General features: G+C 63.6%; 24 protein-coding genes. 12 read left to right on the top strand and 12 right to left on the bottom strand.

Features of this window, described 5'->3' with window-relative positions:
* Positions 1 to 92 precede the first annotated feature (92 nt).
* Both ACSFC5_RS15745 and ACSFC5_RS15750 read left to right on the top strand, forming a co-directional pair.
* Entirely contained in the window at positions 93 to 1,136 is a 1,044-nt protein-coding gene (locus tag ACSFC5_RS15745; RefSeq protein ID WP_440766184.1) for a DUF7972 family membrane protein, read from the top strand.
* Between the two features lie 73 nt (positions 1,137 to 1,209).
* A complete protein-coding gene (locus ACSFC5_RS15750) occupies positions 1,210 to 1,494 on the top strand; it encodes a DUF7967 family protein (RefSeq protein WP_440766185.1) in 285 nt (94 codons plus the stop codon).
* 351 nt (positions 1,495 to 1,845) lie between these two features.
* On the opposite strand, the gene ACSFC5_RS15755 is transcribed toward ACSFC5_RS15750, so the two are convergent.
* Positions 1,846 to 2,190, bottom strand: coding sequence for a cupin domain-containing protein (locus tag ACSFC5_RS15755; RefSeq protein ID WP_440766186.1), 345 nt, complete (start codon positions 2,188 to 2,190; stop codon positions 1,846 to 1,848).
* Between the two features lie 285 nt (positions 2,191 to 2,475).
* Here ACSFC5_RS15755 and ACSFC5_RS15760 point away from each other — a divergent pair, with 285 nt between their 5' ends.
* Positions 2,476 to 3,483 (top strand): DMT family transporter, encoded by a 1,008-nt coding sequence (locus ACSFC5_RS15760; protein WP_440766187.1) that lies wholly within the window; start codon positions 2,476 to 2,478, stop codon positions 3,481 to 3,483.
* A gap of 328 nt (positions 3,484 to 3,811) precedes the next feature.
* Here ACSFC5_RS15760 and ACSFC5_RS15765 read toward each other — a convergent pair whose 3' ends face one another.
* From ACSFC5_RS15765 to ACSFC5_RS15795, 7 genes are all read right to left on the bottom strand, one after another.
* Entirely contained in the window at positions 3,812 to 4,171 is a 360-nt protein-coding gene (locus tag ACSFC5_RS15765; RefSeq protein WP_440766188.1) for a DUF7344 domain-containing protein, read from the bottom strand.
* A gap of 168 nt (positions 4,172 to 4,339) precedes the next feature.
* A complete protein-coding gene (locus ACSFC5_RS15770) occupies positions 4,340 to 5,002 on the bottom strand; it encodes a helix-turn-helix domain-containing protein (RefSeq protein ID WP_440766189.1) in 663 nt (220 codons plus the stop codon).
* Positions 5,003 to 5,230: 228 nt separating this feature from the next.
* Entirely contained in the window at positions 5,231 to 6,289 is a 1,059-nt protein-coding gene (locus ACSFC5_RS15775) for a hypothetical protein (protein ID WP_440766190.1), read from the bottom strand.
* A 118-nt stretch (positions 6,290 to 6,407) separates the two neighbouring features.
* Positions 6,408 to 7,448, bottom strand: coding sequence for a dipeptide epimerase (locus tag ACSFC5_RS15780; RefSeq protein ID WP_440766191.1), 1,041 nt, complete (start codon positions 7,446 to 7,448; stop codon positions 6,408 to 6,410).
* Between the two features lies 1 nt (position 7,449).
* Entirely contained in the window at positions 7,450 to 8,469 is a 1,020-nt protein-coding gene (locus ACSFC5_RS15785; protein WP_440766192.1) for an N-acetyltransferase DgcN family protein, read from the bottom strand.
* Positions 8,470 to 8,752: 283 nt separating this feature from the next.
* Complete coding sequence (locus ACSFC5_RS15790) at positions 8,753 to 9,703, bottom strand: Vms1/Ankzf1 family peptidyl-tRNA hydrolase (RefSeq protein WP_440766193.1); 951 nt, start codon at positions 9,701 to 9,703, stop codon at positions 8,753 to 8,755.
* A 29-nt stretch (positions 9,704 to 9,732) separates the two neighbouring features.
* Complete coding sequence (locus ACSFC5_RS15795) at positions 9,733 to 10,110, bottom strand: DUF5802 family protein (RefSeq protein WP_440766194.1); 378 nt, start codon at positions 10,108 to 10,110, stop codon at positions 9,733 to 9,735.
* Positions 10,111 to 10,533: 423 nt separating this feature from the next.
* Here ACSFC5_RS15795 and ACSFC5_RS15800 point away from each other — a divergent pair, with 423 nt between their 5' ends.
* Complete coding sequence (locus tag ACSFC5_RS15800) at positions 10,534 to 11,487, top strand: hypothetical protein (protein ID WP_440766195.1); 954 nt, start codon at positions 10,534 to 10,536, stop codon at positions 11,485 to 11,487.
* A 129-nt stretch (positions 11,488 to 11,616) separates the two neighbouring features.
* Positions 11,617 to 12,273, top strand: coding sequence for a metalloregulator ArsR/SmtB family transcription factor (locus ACSFC5_RS15805; RefSeq protein WP_440766196.1), 657 nt, complete (start codon positions 11,617 to 11,619; stop codon positions 12,271 to 12,273).
* A 109-nt stretch (positions 12,274 to 12,382) separates the two neighbouring features.
* Here ACSFC5_RS15805 and ACSFC5_RS15810 read toward each other — a convergent pair whose 3' ends face one another.
* Positions 12,383 to 13,000, bottom strand: a complete 618-nt coding sequence (locus ACSFC5_RS15810) for a DUF8526 domain-containing protein (protein ID WP_440766197.1) — start codon at positions 12,998 to 13,000, stop codon at positions 12,383 to 12,385.
* 82 nt (positions 13,001 to 13,082) lie between these two features.
* Here ACSFC5_RS15810 and ACSFC5_RS15815 point away from each other — a divergent pair, with 82 nt between their 5' ends.
* Both ACSFC5_RS15815 and ACSFC5_RS15820 read left to right on the top strand, forming a co-directional pair.
* The gene (locus tag ACSFC5_RS15815; protein ID WP_440766198.1) at positions 13,083 to 13,292 is read left to right on the top strand and encodes a hypothetical protein; all 210 of its coding nucleotides are present in this window, start codon (positions 13,083 to 13,085) and stop codon (positions 13,290 to 13,292) included.
* A 155-nt stretch (positions 13,293 to 13,447) separates the two neighbouring features.
* Positions 13,448 to 13,645: a hypothetical protein gene (locus ACSFC5_RS15820; protein WP_440766199.1), complete on the top strand. Its 198-nt coding sequence runs from the start codon at positions 13,448 to 13,450 to the stop codon at positions 13,643 to 13,645.
* Positions 13,646 to 14,102: 457 nt separating this feature from the next.
* Here ACSFC5_RS15820 and ahbB read toward each other — a convergent pair whose 3' ends face one another.
* Complete coding sequence (gene ahbB, locus ACSFC5_RS15825) at positions 14,103 to 15,143, bottom strand: siroheme decarboxylase subunit beta (RefSeq protein WP_440766200.1); 1,041 nt, start codon at positions 15,141 to 15,143, stop codon at positions 14,103 to 14,105.
* A 252-nt stretch (positions 15,144 to 15,395) separates the two neighbouring features.
* Between ahbB and ACSFC5_RS15830 the strand changes: the two genes are divergently transcribed.
* The 3 genes from ACSFC5_RS15830 to ACSFC5_RS15840 all read left to right on the top strand — a co-directional run bounded on the left by ACSFC5_RS15830 (position 15,396) and on the right by ACSFC5_RS15840 (position 18,042).
* A complete protein-coding gene (locus ACSFC5_RS15830; RefSeq protein ID WP_440766201.1) occupies positions 15,396 to 16,466 on the top strand; it encodes an anthranilate phosphoribosyltransferase in 1,071 nt (356 codons plus the stop codon).
* 213 nt (positions 16,467 to 16,679) lie between these two features.
* Positions 16,680 to 17,438, top strand: a complete 759-nt coding sequence (locus ACSFC5_RS15835) for an SDR family NAD(P)-dependent oxidoreductase (RefSeq protein WP_440766202.1) — start codon at positions 16,680 to 16,682, stop codon at positions 17,436 to 17,438.
* A gap of 106 nt (positions 17,439 to 17,544) precedes the next feature.
* Positions 17,545 to 18,042 (top strand): small multi-drug export protein, encoded by a 498-nt coding sequence (locus ACSFC5_RS15840; RefSeq protein WP_440766203.1) that lies wholly within the window; start codon positions 17,545 to 17,547, stop codon positions 18,040 to 18,042.
* Positions 18,043 to 18,046: 4 nt separating this feature from the next.
* Here ACSFC5_RS15840 and ACSFC5_RS15845 read toward each other — a convergent pair whose 3' ends face one another.
* Both ACSFC5_RS15845 and ACSFC5_RS15850 read right to left on the bottom strand, forming a co-directional pair.
* Positions 18,047 to 19,036: a succinylglutamate desuccinylase/aspartoacylase family protein gene (locus tag ACSFC5_RS15845; protein ID WP_440766204.1), complete on the bottom strand. Its 990-nt coding sequence runs from the start codon at positions 19,034 to 19,036 to the stop codon at positions 18,047 to 18,049.
* 263 nt (positions 19,037 to 19,299) lie between these two features.
* A complete protein-coding gene (locus ACSFC5_RS15850; protein ID WP_440766205.1) occupies positions 19,300 to 20,484 on the bottom strand; it encodes a glutamate-cysteine ligase family protein in 1,185 nt (394 codons plus the stop codon).
* Positions 20,485 to 20,919: 435 nt separating this feature from the next.
* On the opposite strand from ACSFC5_RS15850, the gene ACSFC5_RS15855 reads away from it, so the two are divergent.
* Entirely contained in the window at positions 20,920 to 21,438 is a 519-nt protein-coding gene (locus ACSFC5_RS15855; RefSeq protein WP_440766206.1) for a peptidylprolyl isomerase, read from the top strand.
* Positions 21,439 to 21,667: 229 nt separating this feature from the next.
* Positions 21,668 to 22,177 (top strand): peptidylprolyl isomerase, encoded by a 510-nt coding sequence (locus tag ACSFC5_RS15860; RefSeq protein ID WP_440766314.1) that lies wholly within the window; start codon positions 21,668 to 21,670, stop codon positions 22,175 to 22,177.
* Positions 22,178 to 22,236 lie beyond the last annotated feature (59 nt).

The following is a 22,236-nucleotide window of genomic DNA, read 5'->3' on the forward strand; positions in this document are numbered from 1 at the left end:
CCGCGGTCCGGGCTACCGCGCTCGGCTGCGTCCCGTCGCTGACTGCAGTGTTTCCGTAGCTATTTCCGCCCCATCGTGGTAGCTCGCGAGCGATGAGCGGCGACGGCTCACAGCCGAGCGACACGATGGCCGAGCGGAGTACGGATCCAACCTGGAAACACCAGCTTCTGCTGAACGCGAACCGGTGGCTCGTTACGGCCGGATTCATGGCCTTCGTCTTCGTCGGCCTGCTCGCCGTCGGGGAACTCAGCCCCGTCTCGCTGCGGGCGCTGATGGGCGAGAAAGCGCCCGTCAACACGCTCTTTCAGGCCCTCGTCACTGCGTTGATCACCGGCGTCACGCTGGTCGTGACGATCAACTCGCTGGTGCTCTCACAGGAACTCGGGGCCGTCGAGGACCAGCGCGGCCGTCTCGACGGGGCCCTCGAGTTCCGCGAGGACGTCGAGAGCTCGATCGACGCGCCGATCAGCCCGCCCGAACCCGCGTCGTTCGTCCAGGCGATCATCGCCGCCTCAGAGGAGCGCGCGACCGACTTTCGCGACGCCGTCTCCGACAGTCGGGACGACGAACTCATCGAGCGCGTCGACGACTTCGTCGACAACCTGACGACCCACGCCGACTCGATCCGGGATGAACTCGAGGACGCCCAGTTCGGCACCTACGACGTCGTCAAGGCCGCGCTGGACTACAACTACTCCTGGAAAATTTTCAGAGCGCGGCGGATCAAAAACGCCCACGTCGACTCCTTCGACGAGGAAGCCGAGGAGGCCTACGACGAACTGCTCGAGTCGCTGAAGCTGTTCGGCCTCGCCCGGGAGCACTTCAAGACGCTGTACTTCCAGTGGGAGCTGATCAACCTCTCGCGGGCGATGATGTACGTCGCCGTACCCGCGTTGGTCGTGGCGATTTCGATGCTGCTCTTTTTCGACGCCGACGCCGTGACCGGAACGATACTGGGAATCGACGCCATCGTCTGGATCGTCATCGCCACCTCGACCGTCGCCGTCACCCCCTTCCTCCTCTTGATCGCCTTCATCCTCCGAATCGCGACGATGGCCAAACGGACGCTGGCGATCGGACCGTTCATCCTGCGGGACTCGAGTCGCGGCGAGGAGATCAACTGGGAGTCAGAGTAACCGCGATCGACCGAGAAGTGCCGAAGTCGACGCTGCCCAGAGCTACTTGTCGCTCGGCGACGACTAGTGACGCATGGCCAGTACCGCTTCCGACACCGTCCGCGTCTGGTTGGTCGAACGAACGTACTCGGACGACGAACAAAATTTGATCATCCTCACCTACGCGACCACCGGCGGGGACCGATACTTCCGCAAGGAGCGGGCGCTGACGTCGTTCACGGACGCTCGAGACACGACTGCGGCGATCGACGCCGATCCCGGCAACCTCGGTGCCGTCGACGATGACGACCTGCAGGAGCAGTACGCCGCCGAAGCCCGGCGGATGGCTGACGTTCACGACCCCGACGACGTGATCTGACTACCGCTACCGACCAGAATCGATCGGACCACGTGCGGTGGCGCGCACTTGGTCGCGGCGAGCGAACGGCGAGTCGCGGCCCGTAGTTGCGCGAGGGACGCAATGAGCGACTGAAAGGAGCGAGTGAGTCGGCTGGGGAGGGCGCGGAAATCCTCGCCGCCAGCGTGAGCAGGATTTTCGTCTTCACTCCCACTGGCCTCCACTCTCGCTATTTCTACTCCCACTGGCCTCCACTCGTCCCTATCGACTGTCAGCGCTATCAAAGGTCAGCGCTATCAAAGCGGCCCTATCGACTGTCAGCGCTATCAAAGGTCAGCGCTATCAAAGCGGCCCTATCGACTGTCAGCGCTATCAAAGCGGCGCGCCGACAAGCACGAGTTTGACGCGCTCGTCACCACGATTGAAGATCTGGCGGGACTCCTCGGAATCGAGACGGATCAGCTCGTCCGCCTCGAGCGTCACCGTCTCGCCCCGGTCGGTCAACTCGATCTCGGCGGTTCCCTCGACCACGTAATAGATCTCCTCCTGATCCGTATGGGTCTCGTCGTGTTCTTTCCCCTTCCCGCCGGGCTCGAGTTCGAGGATCGAGAAGCCGACGTGGTCGGACTCGAGTGCCTCCTTGAGGAACCACATGCCGCCGAACTCCTCGGGGACGACTGACTCCGGATCGGTCTTGGACGCGGTATCGTAGCCCATACTCGGCTACTCGGAGGGAACGGCTAAATCGGTGGGGGAAGCGGAAATCGCGCTGGTCGGTGCGGATGAGACGAACGATCGGACGACAATCGGCGTTCGATCGCTGCATTCGATCACGCCGTCACGACCGTCGCTCACTCCCCTCCAAAAGCCATGTCTGTTGAATGACTCACACGGCCCTGGTTACGTTGACTCGTGTTATCACGATTCTCGCAAATCGTTTACTTGAGCCGCTAATAGTCACTCCATCAACTTCGAACCAGCCACACACTACGAGAATATGATATGAGTGATGCGAAAGACGTACTGTTGTTCGGTGCGCTCGCACTCGTCTGGGGAACGGCCTTTACGGCGATCGAAATCGGCCTCGAAACCCTGCCGCCGCTCCTGTTCGCGGCGGCCCGGTTAGACATCGCTGCGGTCGTCTTCGCCGGCGTCGTCCTCCTCCGCCGCCTCGAGTGGCGACCCCGGACGAAAGCGGATCTGGCGCTCGTGCTCTCGAACGGACTCCTCGTCATCGGCGCGCACTTCGCGTTCTCCTTCGTCGGCCAGAGTTACGTCTCGAGCAGCGTCGCCGCGATCGTGCTCAGTTTCACGCCGATCATCACCCCCCTTATCGCGATCCACCTCCTCCCGACGGAACGGATCGTCGTCACTGACATCGTCGGTCTGGGGGCCGGGCTCGCCGGCGTGATCGCGATCGCCGTCGCCGGGGGCACCTTCGACGGCCAACTCCTGGGCATCGGACTGCTCCTGGCGTCCGCGGTCGTCTTCGCGCTCGGCTCCGTGCTGACGGAACGCTGGACGCCGGTTCTCCCAACGATGTCGCTCCACGGGTGGTCGATGGGTATCGGCGCGGTGGTCCTCCACGCCACGGCCTACGCGCATTCGGGGGCGTCGATCCGAAGCGTGACGTGGACGCCGTCGGCAGTCGCGGCGCTCGCGTACCTCGGTATCGTCGCGACCGCGGGCGGATTCCTCCTCTATTTCGCCCTCCTGAGTCGGACCGGGGCGACGAACGTCAGCCTCATCAACTACGCGACGCCCGTCGTGGCGACCGTCTTCGGCGCGACGCTCCTCGGCGAACAGATCACCGCGGCGACCGTCGCCGGATTCGCGCTCATCGTCGTCGGCTTCGCGCTCTGCAATATCCGCCCGCTCTGGCGGCTCGCCCGGTCCACTCGGAACGCGAACGGGGGCAATCGGCCGCTCGAGCGCGGCGAGATTCGCGTCCGCGGGAACGTGTACACGACGACACGCGATTCACAGACCCACCTGCAACCGAGCGATTAACGCCGCTCGCTCGTCGCTCGAGACGCACAGGTAGCAGTACCACTTCTATCGGTGGTTGGGAGTGCGATTTTGTTAGTCGACGCTGGGCGTGAAAATCGCGTACAGTACAGTTGAAGGCGTTACTGGAGTGGCCACCTGCCTCCAAGAGAGGCGTCAGAAACGGCCTGCTGAATATAGCGGATGAATCCATCACGGCGATCCACATTATTTCGCCTAACCGATCCTGAAGTAGCCGATACAAAGACGTGCTTATTGACCGTATCTCCACCCAAACAGTACGGACGCATTCCAAGCCCCATATCGCAAATAGAGGGTCTCCTGCCCGAACTCACAACTCAATTGGTTCGTCGAGATTTGGATCGGCACCGATGATCGTGGATAGATGGGGCTGTAGCTGGTCGAACTGTTCTGTTGGTACTATGAGTTGCCGTTCGGAATAGTATTCGATGACCCCTGCAGATTCCAACTTTGGAAGGTGCGTGTGGGATAGCAAGACCCCAATTTCTGTTAGCACCTCTTTAGAAACGTCGGTAACTGGCGTGTGATGATTATAGGTGAGAATCACTGTTCGGAGGTCATTCACCGTCAGCGAACGCTGTTCTGCGGCGAGTACTGCGAGGACGATGCGACGGTGCTCATCTCTACACAGGTCGATTACCGTGTTGAAGTCAATGGTCTCTTCGGTCATTTTGCAGTCAATTTTCGTAACGTTGGGGTTCTTGGGTGTACTGCAGCCCGACGGTGAAAACTGTGACCAAACAAAAACTGTGACCAGACATGGTTACTAATTGGTTTACTGATCCAGTCGGACAAGGAGGACCATTGTTCGAACAACCCATTTAAGTAGCCTTCCGGATCAGTCGAAGTCCGCCGATGTCGAGAGCAGGGCTTCACTGAGAACCTGTTCCGTCCCCCGTCGCATTCGATTTGACATGGCTTGTTGGGAAATTCCGAGTGTATCGGCAAGGTCGTTCAGACTCGCTTTTCTCGGCGTATCGAAGTAGCCTTCACGAAGTCCGAGGATGAGTGCCTCCCGCTGTTCATGGGAGAGGCCGTATTCCTTGATACTCTCTGTCCGTTCGGTTACCGTGAACGTTCGAACGATGTGGATCGAGATGTCGCGGTCAGTACAGAAGTTATAAAATTTCGATAGTTTATCGTGATCCTGCAATCGAAGGTGAAATTCCCACTTGTCGGTGTTACTGTGTCCTTCAAGAATCGTACCCTCAGCGTCCACAATCCCTTTGGTGAGGTCGTCGTGATTTCCAACCCAGAGACCACGATAGAGAGTGCTGTTCTCTATTTTGTCGATTGCACGGAACTCGTCTACATACGGGTGATCCGCCACTTTTTCCTCAAAGGTATCGAAATCGTCCCCGGTTGCCCACAGGAACGGCATAATACCGGTTCCTGTTGGGACGATTCGCTCGAGTTCAAGAGACATTTCCGGTGGCCCTGACAATACTTGTCCGAGAGAGAACTGATCGTTTTCAACCGTGAATTCGAGGATGACGCTCATACACTTCTTCAGGGCGGCCGGGAAAGTAGGTGTTGACCTTGATAGTGTTGCTCTGATAGCTGGATGAGTGGTCGTGCGACATTCGCGCTGTGTATTCAGCGCGACTCGTTGGACGTGGCATTGAAATGATGAAAACTATAGTGGTCACTTCGCATCTGTAGTTGCCGAAGCGATTCTGAATCGAGAATCCGCAGCACTAACGACTGAAAGCCAAACTTCGAGTACCCACTACAGCCCCGGCACCAGCGCCGCGAGGTCCTCCGGGAGGTGCTGGGGCACGAGATCCTCCGGAAGCGTCTCCCAGCTCAGTTCGTCGGTACCGGGTTCGGCGTCGGTCTCGAGGTCGGCGTTCTCCGCCGGCGCTTGCTCGCGGTACTCCGGCGGCGGCGCGCCGTGGGCGTAGACGCCCTCGGGGTGGTCGACGGTCCAGACGTGCAGCATACAGGGCGTTCGGCAGGGTAGCTCGAGACTCCCGAGTCCGCCCTGGGCGAAGTCCTGCTCGTAGGCCTGCCGGTAGTACCACCACCCGAACCGACCGGGGAGGCCGGCGTGGTAGTGCCAGGGCGAACAGCGACCGGGCGCCCCGTCGTGGTCATCGTGTCCATCGTGGTCGCCCTGCACATCGTGATCCTCGCCGTACCCATCGTGATCGTCGTCGTGTTCATCGTGGCCGTCACCGTGCCCATCGTGATCGTCCCCATCCGCCGGCTCACCGTCGATCACGTCGTCCGGCGTGTCGTCGCCGCCGTTACCGTCGGCGTCACCCTCGTCACCGTCGTCGTACACCGCCGGCGGCGGATCGACGGGCTCGCCGCCTCGAGTCGCGATGAACATCACGCCGATCGAACGCCAGGAGCCGTTGTCCACCAGCACGGACTCCGGTCGATCGGGGTTCAGCATCTCGTCGTCGCCGACGTACTCGGGGTTGATCCAGTGGGACCAGCCGTCGTCGTCCCGGTCGAGCGTATCGAAGTAGGGTTTGAACCCCGCGTCGACTAACGCGGCGACGTCGGCGTACTGCTCCTCGAGCGACTCCCGAACGGCCGTCTGCAGCGCGACCGTCTCCGGATGGTCGTCGTCACAGCCGTCCATACTCGCGTCGTTGCAGTGACCCATGCTCGGCTCGATGGTCGCGTCGGGACAGGACCCGTCGAACCGGGACTGCGCCCCACCGGGGTCGCTCGCGCTCGCTTGCCCTGCACCGATTACCGAAACCGCGCTGACACCTGCGGACGCGCGCAAAAGTGTCCGACGGGATACGTTTCGACTGCCGTCATCGTCGTACATACCCGCATTTCCACACCGACGACTGACATAAACCCCCGTTGACGAAGAGAGTGACACTCGTTCCGTGAAACTACTCGCTGAGCGAACGCAGACTGTACGAGGGCCGGACCGACTCCGATTATCGCAACACGGCACCGGTTCCCGCCCGCTCGAGACCTTCAAGATCGATCCGGCCGTCGGCCATCGGGACGCCGTCGTACGGATCCTCGGCGAGCAACAGCGAGCCGTCGAGGTCGACGTAGTCGAGCAGCGGCGCGAGGTGGCAGGCCGCCGCGATCGAGGCGTTGGACTCGGTCATACAGCCGCACATGACCTCGAGACCGTGGGCGCGGGCGGTGTGGATCATCCGTTTTGCCTCCCGAAGGCCGCCACATTTCATGAGTTTGAGGTTCGCGATGTCACAGCGGTCGGCGATTCGTGGGATGTCCTCGAGCGTGATACAGGACTCGTCGGCCGCGATCGGCAGCGGCGAGCGCTCGTAGACGAACCGCAGCCCCTCGGGATCCTCCGCGGCGACGGGCTGCTCGACGAACGCGAGATTGTACTCGGTCAGCCGCTCGATCTTCGAAACGGCCTCGCGGGGCGTCCAGGCCTCGTTGGCGTCGACGAACAGCGAGACGTCGGGGGCGACCGACCGAATCGTTTCGATGATCTCGAGGTCGCGGTCCGTCCCCAGCTTGACCTTCAGCGTGCCGTGGCCGCGCTCGAGGGCCGTCTCGGTCTTCTCGCGCATCGTCTCCGTGTCGTCGAGCCCGATGGTGTAGGAGGTCTCGAGGGTCCGCTCCGGATCGAGCCCCCAGTACCGATAGAGGGGAACCTCGAGCCGTTTCGCCGCCAGATCGTGCACGGCGATGCTGACGGCACAGCGGGCTGCCGGGTTCCGGTTGACGGTCTCTCGCATCCGGCGTTCGATCCGCTCGAGCTGGTGGACGTCGCCACAGTCCTCGACGACGGCGAGCAGATCGGGGAGGATCGTCGTCACCGTGTCGACGGTCTCGCCGTAGTGGGGGGACGGTCCGGCGCCGCCGACGCCGACCGTCCCGTTCTCGTCGGCGATCCGAACCGTCACCACCTCGGCCTCGGTCTCCGTCCCGCGGGCGATGGTAAAGGGGTACTCGAGCGGCAGCGCGTGTCGCTCGACGGCGGTTTCGAGGGGCATCTTACAACAACTCCTCGAGCAGGTCGTCGCTCCCGAAGCGGATGACGTCGGAGGCCGGCAGGTCGAGCGCGCTCGCGTACTCGTCGACGGCCTCTCGCGCGGCCGCGTCGTCGTCGATGTTCGACGTGTTCAGGGCGCCGGCGACGACCTCGCTGTCCGCGACCGGCGCGGCGAGGTCCTCGTAGAGACCGACGTAGGTCGAGAGATCGGGAAGCGCGAACGATTCGTAGCCGTGGATTACCTCCCGACCGGCGTCGTGACAGAGCACGAGTTTGTCGGCCATCGCGCCGTGGAGGATGCCGCAGGTAACCGCGGAGTACGCGGGATGAACGATGCTGCCCTGGCCCTCGACAAAGAGGTAGTCGTGTTCGTCGCCCTTCTCGAGGATCATCTCCTCGACGGCGCCGGCGGTGAAGTCGGACACCACGCGGTCGATCGGGTTCCCCCAGCCCTCGATCATGATCCCCGTCTGGCCGGTCGGGATCACGGCGGCGTCGTGGCCGGCCTCGCGAGCGTCGCGGGCGAGTTCCATCGAGACGGTCATCTTGCCGACCGAGCAGTCGGTACCGACCGTGAGAATGATTTCGGCGTCGACCTCGTCGGCGATACCCTGACTCACCGTCAGGTCCTCGGGGGGCTTGCGCACGTCCCGGAGTTCGCAGTCGTTCTCGGCCGCGAGCGCCGCGAACTCCTCGTCCTCCTCGAGGAAGTAGTGCAGGCCCGAGACGATGTCGCAGCCGTACTCGAGTGCGATTCGGACGTCCTCGCGCCAGCTTTCCTCGAAGCCGCCGCCGATGGGCGCGATCCCGATCAGCAGCGCATCGACATCCTCGGCCGCGAGGTCGCTCATCCCCTCACGGATCGGGGCGTCCTGGACGTCGGGAACGAACTCGGAAACCCGTTTTCCGGCGTTGTCCCGGTCGAGAACGGCGACAACCTCGTCGTCACTGTATCGCAACACGCCGAGAGCGGTCTTGGCGCGCCCGGGGAACTCCTCGTGGGCAAGTATTGCAATTCGCATACCGGACCATGAACGAGGGTCTACTTAACGGTAGATATTCACGACATCCGCCTCGTTTCGATTACTTATCGGTGACACGGAAAATCGGGGGTCAGTGATCGACCACGGGCCGGCTTCGCTATCCTCGAGTCGAAGTGATCGCGGCTTCGAGATCGACACCGTCGATCACTCGCGAAATCGTCGATTACTCGAGAGCACACCCGGAGGAACAGAACCCGCGATCCGCCGCGTTGGAGCCGGGACGGGCCGTGAACTGTTCGTCACACTGCTCACACTCGACGAGCTAAAGTACCCGCAGATTGGTCGTCCAGAACGACCGGTGAGCGTCCTCGAGCGCCGGTTTCGGATCGCCGGTCGCGTCGACGGCGGCGGTTCCCGCGACGTCGAGCCCCGATTCCTCGACGAGCGTGTCGACGACGCCGCGCTGGCCGACGACGAACAGGCGCTCAACGTCGTAGTCGGCGAGGGCCTCCGTACAGCGCTCGAGGTGGTCGTCGATCTGGTCGTCCCGAATGCGCTCGAATCGAGCCTGTGAGAAGCCGCCTTTCGAGTGACTCCCCTTGACGTCGCTCTCGAAGCCCCGGTAGTCGACGCGCTCGTCGCGCTCGTAGACGCCGAGCGCGAAGAGATCGGTTCGGACGAGCGCGAGCGCGTACCGACCGGTCGGCAGGAGCCACTCTTCCTCGAGAGCGAACCGGTCGGCCCACGTCACGCGCGCGTCGCCGTCGCCGAGCGTCTCGTCGGCGAGGTCCACCGGCGGCTCGAGCGTGACGGCGACGAGGCCGGCGTCGTCGACGCAGAGTACGCACGGCGCGACCTCGTCGACGAGTCCGGTTCGGTCGCCGAGCACGTCCTCGAGGTTGAGATCCGCCTCGCCCCGGAGGCCGTCGACGGTGTCGTCGCTGTCGAGGACGGCCGTCAGCGCCCCCTCGGGACCGGTCCGGAACGAGGTCAGTCGATCGACCACCTCCGCGAGGCGGCTCCCGCGGAGTCGTTCGCGACGACGGACCGCGAGGCTGTCGCCGTCGTCGTCGACCTGCTCGAGTTCGCCCTCGAGTTGGGCGATACGGTCCTCGAGCCGGTTCAGTTCCTCCTCGGCGTCCTGTCTGGCCGTGGCCGCGTCCGCCCGACGCTCGGATTCGGCCTCGTAGCGGCTCTGCAGTCGCTCGTTTTCCCCCTCGAGTTCGTCGATACGGTCTTTGAGCGAGGCGCGGCCGAGCAGCTCGTCGAGCATTCGTTCGAAGGGGCGAAGCGAGAATACTTCTAGGTTCCGGCGTTTCGCACGTCGTCGCCGGGGTCGGGCCAGCCGCCGGACCAGGTGAGCAGTTGCTCGGCGTGCTCTCGTCGGGCGAGCAACACCTCCCGGAGCGACGGCGGGTTCCGAATATCACAGCCCTCGAGCATCGGTTCCGGAAGGGCGAGTGTGTTCGTCGGCACGTTCTCGTTCCCGTGAACCGGAAAGTGTCGGCTCTCGAGTTTCATGACGAGCGGCGCATCGAGGCGTTCGACGCCGTCGCCGGTCGCGTAGACCGCCTCGTTGATTCGCTCGTGTTGGTCGCTGTGCATGAGGGCGTGATCCCCGTCGGTTGGCGTCACGTAGAGTCGTCCGAGATAGTAGCTCCGCGAAAAGCGCTCGAACATGCTATGTGGTACCATTGGACGAAGAGAGATAACTATTTTCGGACAGACTTAAGTCGAAGGGCTATCAGCGAAGACATCGGCGGGTGACGAATTCCAAACTGGACGGTTTTCGAGACGGAACCGGGTCGATCGTCCGATCAGTTCACGAACGATCACCGCAGACTGTGAACGATAGTCACGGAGTGAGAGCGCAGTCTGACAGCGGCGGCCGTCAGATCGGTCGTGGCGAGTCGCGGTCGTCGCTGAACGGTCACCCATCGCCACGGTCGCGTCACACCCACGTTCAAGGACCGGTTGGACGGCTGTGAAGACGGCTCTCGCCGTTGTAAACGATCGAAACGGAACCCGGCTATCCGCGAATTCGATTGAACGGTACGAACGAAGGTCAGTCTTTTTAGTATGTTCGAGACGAATGGAGTAGTAATGAAAACCAGTCGGTCGGTCGCGTTCCTCGTACTGGTCGCCATCGTCGGACTCACGGTCGCCCCGATCGCGAGCGGTGCCGTCGTGGGGACGCTTACCGACGATTCCGGCAGCGAGGGCGAGTCGAGCGACGAGGTGGGTGCGGACGTATCGACGTTCATGCAATCCGTCGCGACCGACACCGATCGGTCGGTCGAGTCCAGAATGCACGATTCGAAGTACGAAGCCGCCGACGACGATCGCCGGGCCGAGATCGTACTGAAGCGAACGGCCGATCTCGAGGATCGACACGCCGCTCTCGAGGCCAAACGCGACGACCTCGAGGAGCGAAAAGACGAACTCCACCGGGGCGAGTACCAGGCCCGGATGGCACAGCTCACCGTCGAGATCGAGTCGCTCGAGCGTTCGATCGACCGGGCCGAACAGCAGGCCAACGAAACCGGCGTCGACGACGAGCGACTCGCCGACCTCCGGGAGAACGCCGCAACGCTATCGGGTCCGGAGGTAGCCGAGATCGCACGCGGACTCGGCGGTCCTGACGGTACTCCCGGCGGCGGCCCACCGGAACACGCAAACGCCGGCAATCAGTCGGACGGTGCTTTCGATCGGGGAAACGGTAGCCCGCCGGGCCACGCCGGTCCCGGCAACCAGTCGGACGACGAGAGTCCCGGGCAGGGAAACGCTAGCCCTCCCGGTCAGAGCGATTCCGACGATCGGACGGACGGCGATGAAGCGCAGGCTGACGACGAGAACCCGGGACAGGGAGCAAGCCCTGATCGAGGAACCGGTAGTCCGCCGGACCACGACGACTCCGATGGCCAGGCTGATGACGGAGACGCCGAACGGGACGACGAGCGTCCCTCGAACGAGGGTGACTCCGGCAACCAGGTAAACGACGGAAATCCGGGGCAAGGAAACGCTAACCTACCGGGTCACGCTGGCGCCGGCAGCTAACGAGCGATTCGAACACCGACTCGAGCGATATCCCACGCGTTCCCACGGATCGTTACCGATCCAGACCCGTACGTCCGCGTTCGCACCGAGCAGACACCCTTTTCAGCGACCACCCCTAACCCACCCACGATGGACTCCGCCGCGTTGCTGGATTTGTTGGGGAACGAAAACCGGAGGCGGATCCTCCGGCTGCTCGCCCGCAAACCCTGTTATGTCACCGAAATCTCGGAGTACCTCGGCGTGAGTCCCAAGGCAGTTATCGAACACCTCCGGAAGCTCGAGGAGGCGGGACTGATCGAGAGCCGAGTCGACGACCAGCGCCGGAAGTACTTTCATATCGCTCGCCACGTCCGCCTCGAGGTGAACGTCTCGCCCTACGGCTTCGCGAGCAAGAGCGCCTACCCCGCCAACAGCAGCTTCGACATCACGACCTGTCGGCACCTCACGCTCGACGTCTCCTGGGAGGAGGGCGGCGACCTCGACGAGCTCCTCCACGCGCTGGAGGATCTCGAGCAGCTCGAGAACGAACTCTCGCTCGCCCAGCGATGGGTACAGGGACGACTCTGTGACGTGCTCGACGGCATCTCCGAGACGGTCGGCACCGGTCCCGAGAGTCGGATCTACGCCGACCTGCTGGCGAGCATTCGCTCCGAACCGAAATCGGTCGGCGAACTCGGCGAGGACGTCGACGCGCCCCGCGAACTCGTCGCCGAACTGCTCGAGTCGATGGCCGACGAGGGGATCGTTCGCCGGACCGAGCGCGGCTGGGAGCTGACGACGGCCTGATACGGTTTGCTGTAACGGTGTACCGGTGGGACCACAGGACGGTCGCGTCCCCGCCGAAAATGACGTACAGCAGACAGTACGAGCGGGCCCGACACCGCGAGCCGGCCGCTCAGTCGAGATCACGGACGAGGCCGTCACGCAGGTCCCGACCGAAGTAGTAACCGATGAGACAGCCCACCAGCCCGGCGGCTACGCCGACCGCGACGACGGCCTGATAGGAGCCGGCGACCGCGAGCACGGTGTAGCTGGCCAGCGCGGAGAGTCCGCCGACCGTCGTCCCGGCGGCGGCCATCTCGAGGTAGCGTCGTTTCGACGTGAGCAGTCCGATCGCGAAGGCGACGCCGAACATCCCGAGGACGCGGCCGGCGAACGGAATCGTCATTCCCCCGGCCACCAGTCCAGTTCCGACCAACAGGACGAACGTGAAGAACGCTCGCGGCGAAAAGTACTGCTCGATCGAGGCTCCTGACGTGGGTCGCGAGAGTCTCGACTTGAGCCTCGAGAGTCGCGACGAACTCGAGTTGGCGTCGGATTCGGCAGCGGGGTCGAGTTGCGTGGACGACGGTTGCGAGTCTGCGTCGACCGACCGCCATGACTCACCCTCGTCCGGGGATCGTGATTCACCGGGGTCGACGCCGCCCCCAGTTCCCGAGAGCAGTTCCTCGGTCTCCGCGAGGAGATCCTCGGTGTCGCGGCTCTCGGTCACTTCTTTCGAGCGGTCGCTCATACTCGTTCGTTGCATTCGAGAGCGCATGGGTTTTTCGCCGTCCGGCCACAGGATATACGACCCCGGAATCCCCACCAGGGTCATGGAGTGGCTCGCGCCGGCGACGTTCGGACTGTTCGCGGCCGGCGCCGGCGTGCTGTGTTACGTCCTCGTCGCGAACCTCGAGCCCCAGCCGGAGTATCCAGCGGTGATGACGGACCTGATGCGACTGCTCGGGGCCGGCATCGCGCTCTGCGGGCTCGCGATCGGCGGCGTGTTTCTGTACGCGGCCGGAGGACTGTATCTCGGCTAGTCGTGGCTCGAGGCGGTGCCAGGTCGTTCGCGCCCCGTGAATTCCACTGGCAATCCCGGTGTCATCCCCGTCGTCCGGTCCCCGGCGAAGCGACGGTTCTCGAGTGCCGATAGGAGGAGGCCGTTTTTTCACCTCGGAGCCGGTATTCGTCAGCGATGAACGCCGAACTGCTCGCGTTCGGTGTCAGTGCACTCGCCCTGGGGATCGGTGCGTTGGTCGGTGCCAGACACCTCTATCCGCGACTCGAACTGGACGAGGACGCCGAGTCCTCGCTGCAGTTGCTGACCGCGATGATCGCGGGCGTGCTCCTTCTGACCGGGCTGGGGCTGGTGCTGGTCGGCTTGTTCGGCTAGCAGTGAGTAACTTTGATGCGTCCGTCTGCCACCCCACCGGCCGTATTCTCGTCCCGATTCGAGACGAACTCGAGTACGCTGCTCACACTGGCAACAGTGGTTTCCACGTCCTCCCCAGCCGATTTCTGCTCACGGGCGCTTCGCGCCCGTTCGCATGGTCCGCGGAACCTGCGGTTCCGCGCTACACTCACTCCCTCCGGTCGTTCGCTCAGCCAAAGAAAGACGCTTCGCGTCTTCCAGGCTGCTCGAAAACGCGTCGCGTTTTCGGCATCACGAAACGGCGGAGCCGTTTCGAACGGCGTCGTTCGTTTCACTCACGACGACCTCGCACGTCGTTGAGACGCAGTTCGTCAGCGACTCGCTTCGCCTCGGCGCGCGCCACCGCACGTCGTCCGATTGGTCGAAGATGAGAGGGGAAATTGCCGTGAGAGTATCGATACCCGTCGACGTCACCGACTCACTGTCCGACGAGTTCCTCGTAGCGCGCGCCGGTCTGTTTCAGGGTCTCGGTCGAGTAGAGTCGCTCGTGGTCGACCGGGAGGTAGTCGGTCGCCAACTCGTCGATTTTCGCGTCGACGGCCGCGGGATCGCGGCCGTGGATCATCGTGAACAGGTTGTACGACCAGCCCTGTTCGGGCCGGCGCGGTCGGTGATAACAGAGCGTGACGTACGGCAGGCCGCCCGCCCGCTCGCCCCAAGAATCGAGATCCGCGTCCGGGACGTCCCAGACGACCATGCAGTTCGAGTCGAAGCCGGTGACGACGTGGTTGACCACGCAGCCGATGCGCTTGATACAGCCGGTGTCGACGAGCCGATCGATCGACTCGAGCACGTCCTCGACGTCCGCCTCGAGTCGAGCCGCGATGTCCCGATAGGGCGTCCTCGAGAGCGGGAAGCCGTTCTGGATCGCGAGCAGGAGGTCGGCGTCGAACGCGGAGAGGTCGCCGGTCGCCTCCTCGCTCATGCGGGTCGCGGAGGAGTCCGTACCCTCGTCTATCGACTCTCGCGCGAACCGGTCGGCGTTGACGACGGGGAATTCGAGATCGATGTAGTAGTCCGTCAGCATCGGCAGGTTGAGAACCGCACAGCCGGTTCGGGCCTCGATTTCCGCGAGGATTTCGTCCCGCGTCGCCCGCGATCCCGCGGTGACGACGAACCACATGTTCCACTCGTGGTCGCGGGCGTAGTTGTGGTTGACCTGCCGGTACTCGTTGATTATCGCGGCGACCTCGTCGAATCGGTCGTCGGGTGCCTGGACGGCTGCCAGCGTCGACGAGCCGATCACCGGCGGGTTGAGGACGGCCCCGAACCGTCGGACGATGCCGGCGTCGTGGAGTCGGCGAACCCGCTCAAGCGCGTCGTCCTCGTCGATACCGAGTTGCGAGCCGATCTGTCGAAACGGACGTTCCGCGACGGGAACGCCGCTCTGGTAGCCGTCGATGATGGCCGCGTCGACGTCGTCGATCGACTCGCGCCACTCCCCCGAGAGGCTGCTCATTGGATGGGCTAGGGAGAACGGGACCGTATTGCTTTCGGGTCCGCTCGAGCGCCGGCGGCTGTCGCGTTAGGGCCAGAACGGGCGGACGACCCGATCGCCGCGAAGTCGCTCCGTCGACAGCCGAGGCGGAACCGGTTGCGACCGATCCGATTTCTGGGACTGTTCGCGTTGTTGGCCGAAAAACCCGTCATTCGTCGGCGAGACGAGACCGGAAACGGGAGGTTTTTGCGCGGCCCGTCCCAACGAGTGCGTATGGCGCAGGCAACCCAGGAGTTCGGCGAGTGGCCGCTCAAACGGCTGATGACGGAGATCGTCGGCTCCGGTCCAAAGTCCGCCGACGACATGACTCGCGAGCAGGCTCGAGAGGCCCTCCAGCGCATTCTGGCCGGCGAACCCGACGAGACGACCCTCGGCGCGTTCTGGCTGGCCAACCGCTGGAAGCGCAACAACCCCGAAGAGCTGGCCGGCTACACCGACGTCATGCTCGAGGAGTCGGTCGAGACGGCCGAGCCCGACGCGAACCCCGTCGACTGCGGCGCGAACTACGACGGCAAGCACACCTCCGCCGTCCTCGGCGTCGGCGCCGGCCTCGTCGCCGCCGCCGCGGGAACGCCCGTCGTCGTCCACTCCGGTGATCGGGTCCCGACCCAGAAGGCGACGGCCTACAAACACGTCCTCGACGAACTCGGCGTCCGGACGGAACTCGAGCCCACGGAGAGCGCCGAGATGGTCGACGAGGCCGGCTTCGGCTTCTACTACCAGCCCGCGTTCAATCCCGGCATTCAGGACCTCTACGAGCGACGCGACATGATGGGCGTCCGGACGTTCGTCAACACCATCGAGACCGTCGCCAATCCCGCCAACGCCGACGTTCACCTCGGCTCGTTCTACCACCTCGCGTTCGCGAAGAAGCTGAGCGACCTGATCGAGGAGAGCGACCACCTCTCCTTCTCCCGCGCCATCTTCTTCCAGGGGATGGAGGGCTACGACGACATCCGACCCGGCTACACGAAGGTAGCCGAGTGGGACGAGGGCGAGGAGGAACTCGAGGACTACGAAATCGAAACTGCGAACTACGGTATGGAGATGGAAGCCGAGGACCTCGCGGTCGACGACGTGACCGCGGATTCGGCGTCGATCACCGAGGAGGTACTGGCCGGCGAGCGCGACGATCACTTCGCCGACGCCATCGCGCTCAACGGCGCGTTCCGGATGTACGCCCGACAGGACGTCGAGAGTTTGGAGGAGGGACTCGAGGAGGCTCGTGACGTGATTGCAGACGGGAGTGCCGAGGCGGTGCTCGAGGACCTTCGCTCGTTCTGATCTATCCGGGTTTCCGTGCACCAATATCGATTGTCTGATTTCGAGACATCGGCAACAGTTTACTCCAGAGTGTACGCGAGAGTCGATTTTCAACTCTGATTGGCAGCGCTTGGTTACCACTGTTTATGAATTGGACGAGTCCGCCAAACAAACCGACCATCTGGATCATAAATAATGAACGAATTTATGTAGCTACCGTCCGATACCGCGAGTATGCGATTGGAAGACAAGACCGTCGTCATTACGGGTGCGGCATCGGGGATCGGCGAGGAGACAGCGAAGCGGTGCGCCGAGGAAGGCGCACGGGTCGTCGTGACAGATGTCGACACGCCGGGTGGCGAGGAGACCGTCGCCGACATCGAAGCAGCCGGCAGGGTCGCCGAGTTCCGGGAACTCGACGTCACTGACAGCGACCGATTCGACGACCTCGTCGGCGCCGTCGCCGACGAGTACGGGATCGACGTGATGATCAATAACGCCGGCACCGGCCACCCAGGCGGCAGTCTCGAGGATCTCGACGACTCTGTTCGGGATTTCGTGATCGACGTCAATATCAAGGGCGTCTGGAACGGCTGTTCCGCTGCGCTTCCCCACATGAAAGTACAGGGCCACGGCTCGATCGTCAACGTCGGCTCGCTGGCGAGCATCCTCGGCCTGCCGAAGCAGGCCGCCTACTCGACGACCAAGGCCGCCGTCCTGAACATGACCCGAACCATCGCCGCCGAGGCCGGGCCCTACGGCGTCCGCGCTAACGCGGTCTGTCCCGGCTTCACGGAGACCCAGATGCTCGATCAGTACTTGGCAAAACAGGACGATCCAGAGGCGGCTCAGCAAGCGATGGCCGAGGACTACCCGCTGAAGCGACTCGGTAAACCGGAGGAGATCGCCGACTCGATTCTGTTCCTCGCCAGCGACGAGGCCTCCTTCGTCAGCGGCCACGGCCTGGTCGTCGACGGCGGCTTCTCGGCCTGACGACGGACTCGGTTGTGAGCGCGGCCGAACGTGCGAATCGAAACCGGTTTTTCGCCGCCGTTCGTCTAGCAGTAGTAACACGTCCGTCGATCGGACGGCTTTCACAATGCTCGCTCCAGCACTCGTCGACGTCGGCACGACCCTCGAAGAGGGAACCGGCCTCGGCCGCTACCTGCTCGTCTTCCTGCTCGCGATGATTCCGGCGATCGAGCCATTCGTCGTCATCCCGGTCGCCATCGGACTCGGACTCGATCCGGTCGCGACGGGACTCGCCGCCTTCGCCGGCAGCGCCACCGCCGTCGGCGCGATCGTCGTCGGCCACGGGCGACTTGTCGCCTGGTGGGCTCGCCGGACCGGCACCGACCTCACCGACTCGAGCAAACACTACGGACGCGCGCGACGGCTCTGGAAGCGCTACGGGCTCGCCGGTCTCGCCCTCGCCGGACCGATACTCGCAGGCATTCACCTCACGGCGCTGCTCGCGGTGGTCACCAGTGACGACACGCGAGCGATCCTCGGGTGGCTCACGGTTGGACTCGGTATCTGGACGGCTGCGCTCGTCGTCGTCTCGACGGTCGGCGTCTCGCTGTTGGGGCTTGCCTGAGTCGTCACTCCTCGCGAACCAGTGCGACGCTCGCGAGTTGGTCGCCGCCGACGACGGTCGCCTCCTGCGTGAGCGCGTAGAGGATGCCGTCGCGGTCCGCCGCCGCCTCGTGGAGCGGTTCGTACGTCGTCGGATCGAACACCGTGCCGATCGGCGTTCCGGCGGTGATCTTCTGGCCGACCTCGAGCGACGGCTTCGGTCGGAAGAGGCCGGCCGCAGTGGCGGTAACCTGTCCCAGATGGTTGCGAGCGATGGTGTGGTCTCGCTCGGGGACCTCACCGGGGAGCATCCCGAGATACCGACAGACGTCGAGCAAGCCGTCGACGCCCTCGTCGACGACGTCCTCGACGATCTGCTTGTTGTGCGCGAGTTCGGGAGTGATCGATGGGATTCCTTCGGTCGCGGCAGCGACGCGGAGCTTTCCGGCGAACCCGCGGCGATGCCACTCGTCGGGAGCATTGTCGTCCGCCTCCTCGGACAGGAGGAGATCGATCCCGAAGGCCTCGGCGAGCCGACGAGATTGCGTATCGCCCTCCCGGTAGACGGTGTGTGGGAGCATGTCCGGACTGCCCGTGTGGAGGTCGATGACGGCGTCGGATCGGCCGATCTCCTCCCAGAGTCGGGCGGCCATTCGCTGGTGGAGACTGCCGTCGGCGTCGCCCGGCCAGATCCGGTTCATGTTGGCGTTGACGCTGTCGAGTTGTTCCGGCGTCGTGTAGGAGACGCGATCGAACGTTAACGGATTCGCGACGGGGACGGCGACGACGGTACCCGACAGCGATTCCAGCGGCAGGCGCTCGTGAAACCGCCGAAGCGTCTCCGTTCCGTTGATCTCGCGCCCGTGCTGGGCTGCCTGGACGTAGAGCGTCGGACCCTCCTCGGTGCCGCGATACGTGTGGACCGTCGTCGTGAGCGCCACGCCGGACGGTAACCGTGCGAGGGTTATCTCGTTCATTTCGTGGGTTCCGCTGACCTCCTGGCTCCCGTGACTCATACTCCGTTGTTTCACGTCCGGCGGTATGTAGCTGCGGCCGCCTGCTGCCATCGGACGGCGCGCGGCCAGCACCCAGCACTCGACGTCCCGGTCGCTCCGGCGGTGAGACCAACTTGGGATTGCCGCGTTCACAGTGAACTCTCGTCCGGAGCCGTAGATTCGCGCGTCACGTTCACCGGACGGGCGGCGGAAATAATTGGTGTCACTGAACGCCACTGCCCACCCGATCGTACGACGGCCGTCCGAGCGGTGTGTGAACCGCTTCAACTGGTTGTGTAGATCCCGCCGCGACGATATCGTTCTCTCGGGCCGACAAACCCGTTCGGCTGTAATCGGCGGTCGTCGTCGGCCGTATTCCGCGCTGCGGACGGATCGTCGGGCAGGTTCGTCGCGTCGAACCGATCGACATCCGCTCTGAGTAATCGTGCGAACTCGAGTCGCATCGCCCTGGCCTCACCCGGAGAAATCGCTTCAGCACGCGGGAATCGGTCGACGAGCGGGGAGTACGCCGTCGGATCGATATCGAACGCTTCGAGATACGTCCGGACTCGAGGGGTTAGCCCATCGGCGATCGCCTCGTCGGACAGCGACTTGAGATACTCGAACGGCGGGACGACGATCGCTCCCGAATAGATGCCCGGCTCGGCACCGACTACCACGGGCTTCGTCGCCGTCTCTTCGAGGATCCGTGCGACGTCGAACGCGAGTTGAGCGAGCTGGCTCGGGAGGGCGGTGTCCGACGCCCGCCACTCGACGGTTCCGAGATCGTCCCGAATTCGGACGGGACTGTGGATCACGTTTTCGATCGAAAACTGATCGTACACGGTGGCTTCGGGAACCCCGCTGTCCGCGGCGAGGTTCAGGAACGACTCGAAGTTCTCCCGCGCCTGTTTCGCCCGCGCTTCCGGCGTCAGCACGTAGGGCTGGAGTTCGCGGAAGCGGTGAAATCGTTCGTCCATCCCGCGGCGGTACGCCGTGGCTCGCGCTGCGGTCGCGGTTCGGTGGCCGCCGTAGTACGGCGACGACGCGACGAGCGCGAGCGCCGGATCGAGCGCCGTGAGGAGATTGGCCTGTGCGATCGGATCCGTCTGGTCGAAGTGAACGTGCATTCCGGCGACGTTTTTCGCGAACTGCAGATCGTCGCCGTAGATTCGCTCGAGCGTCGCGCCCCGTTTCGATAGCACGGCCGGCGACTCCTCGAGCAACGGCGTTCCGAGCGGCACGAGGTGTTTCCCGTGTGCGGTCGCGACGTCGAAAACCGTGTTCAGCACGTCGATGAACGTAATCTCGAGGGCGACTCGTGATTCCAGTGGCGGCAGGACGATTTCGATAAGTGAGTCCACGAACTCCGGAACCACGCACTCGTGTGCCTGTATGAGCGCGTCCGCCGACGTGAGAGCCCCCTTCTCGTCGATCACCCAGTATTCGACCTCGAGTCCTAGTTTCATAGCTATCACTTGCACGAACGTTCTGAGCCCCGACACCCGGTGACTGGCGAAATAGCTCGCGCGACGTACTACGCTGTCAAGCTATATACGGTGTTTCTAGCATTGAGAGTACCTACACGTGAGTTATCCTGTGTTCGCAGGCGGCGACACTACTACTCGCGATACTGGTAGTACGGGAAGTTTCAGGTTCGCTGAAGGCATTGCGTTGCACACTACGAATGCGAACGTGTCGTACCTGACCTGCTGGATGCGCTCGCGATCCGGGTCGCCCGTTTCGACGACTCGTGGAGCTATCGACAGCCGTTCCGGTGACCGCGTCGCCCCTGCGTACCCCTGAAGGGACCACGCGTATCACTACAGGGCGTTTCAACGGTTCTTTCGCCGCCACGACTCGAGACCACTACCGTTTTCTGTCGGCCCACCGTCGGCGAAGCTATGGGAGACGTTACTGCGACCCTCCACACTAACAAGGGAGACATCGATGTCGAACTGTACGACGAACGCGCACCGCGAACCGTCGACAACTTCGTCGGTCTCGCGACCGGCGGGAAAAGCTGGGAGGACCCCGAGACGGGCGAAGAGGTCGACGGCGAGCCGCTGTACGACGACGTTGCGTTCCACCGCGTCATCGAGGACTTCATGATTCAGGGCGGCGACCCGACCGAAACCGGTCGCGGCGGCCCCGGTTATCAGTTCGACGACGAGTTCCACGACGAGCTCCGACACGACGACGCGGGCATCCTGAGCATGGCGAACTCCGGGCCGGACACCAACGGCTCGCAGTTCTTCATCACCCTCGACGCCCAACCTCACCTCGACGACCGCCACTCCGTCTTCGGGAAAGTCACCGACGGGATGGACGTCGTCGAGGAGATCGGGAGCGTCAACACCGGCCGAAACGACGAGCCCAAAGAGGACGTCGTCCTCGAGTCGGTCTCCGTCGACTACGAGTAATTCTCGCGCCGGTCACGTCGAAATCCGATATCGTTATTTTCCCACGAGACCGACGAGCGGTATCACTCCGTCCCGACGGCCCGTCCATCGACGAACGCTACTCGCAGCAACGGCCTCGAGTGTCGGCCTCACCCTCGCCGGCTGCGTGAACAGCGCTGACAACGACGGGGACCACGACGCGGACGCGACCGACAGCGGATCGACTTCGAACTCGAAGCCTGCCGACGCGCTGACGGCGACGCTCTACACTAGCATGGGTGACGTGGTGGTCGAACTCTACGCCGACCGCGTCCCGCGAACCGTCGAGAACTTCGTCGGTCTCGCGACCGGCGAGCAGTCTTGGATCAATTCCGAAACGGGAACGGAAGTCGACGGCGAACCGCTGTACGACGACATCGTGTTTCACCGCGTCATCGAGGACTTCATGATCCAGACCGGCGATCCGCTCGGCACCGGCCGCGGCGGTCCGGGCTACCGGTTCGACGACGAGTTCCACGACGAACTTCGCCACGATGCCGCCGGCATCCTGAGCATGGCCAACTCCGGGCCGAACACCAACGGTTCGCAGTTCTTCATCACGCTCGAGGCGCAGCCACATCTCGACGGGAGACACGCCGTCTTCGGCAGGGTGACTGCGGGGATGGACGTCGTCGAAGCGATCGGCGGCGTCGACACCGACGCGAACGACCGCCCGCGGGACGCGGTCGTGCTCGAGTCGGTCTCCGTCGGCGACGGATAACGGGAACCGAGCGCACGGATTCGTCGTTCGGAACGCTATTTCGACATTCGACGTGCGTA

Origin of the sequence: Natronorubrum marinum, from assembly GCF_052040125.1 — an archaeon.
Lineage (GTDB): Archaea > Halobacteriota > Halobacteria > Halobacteriales > Natrialbaceae > Natronorubrum.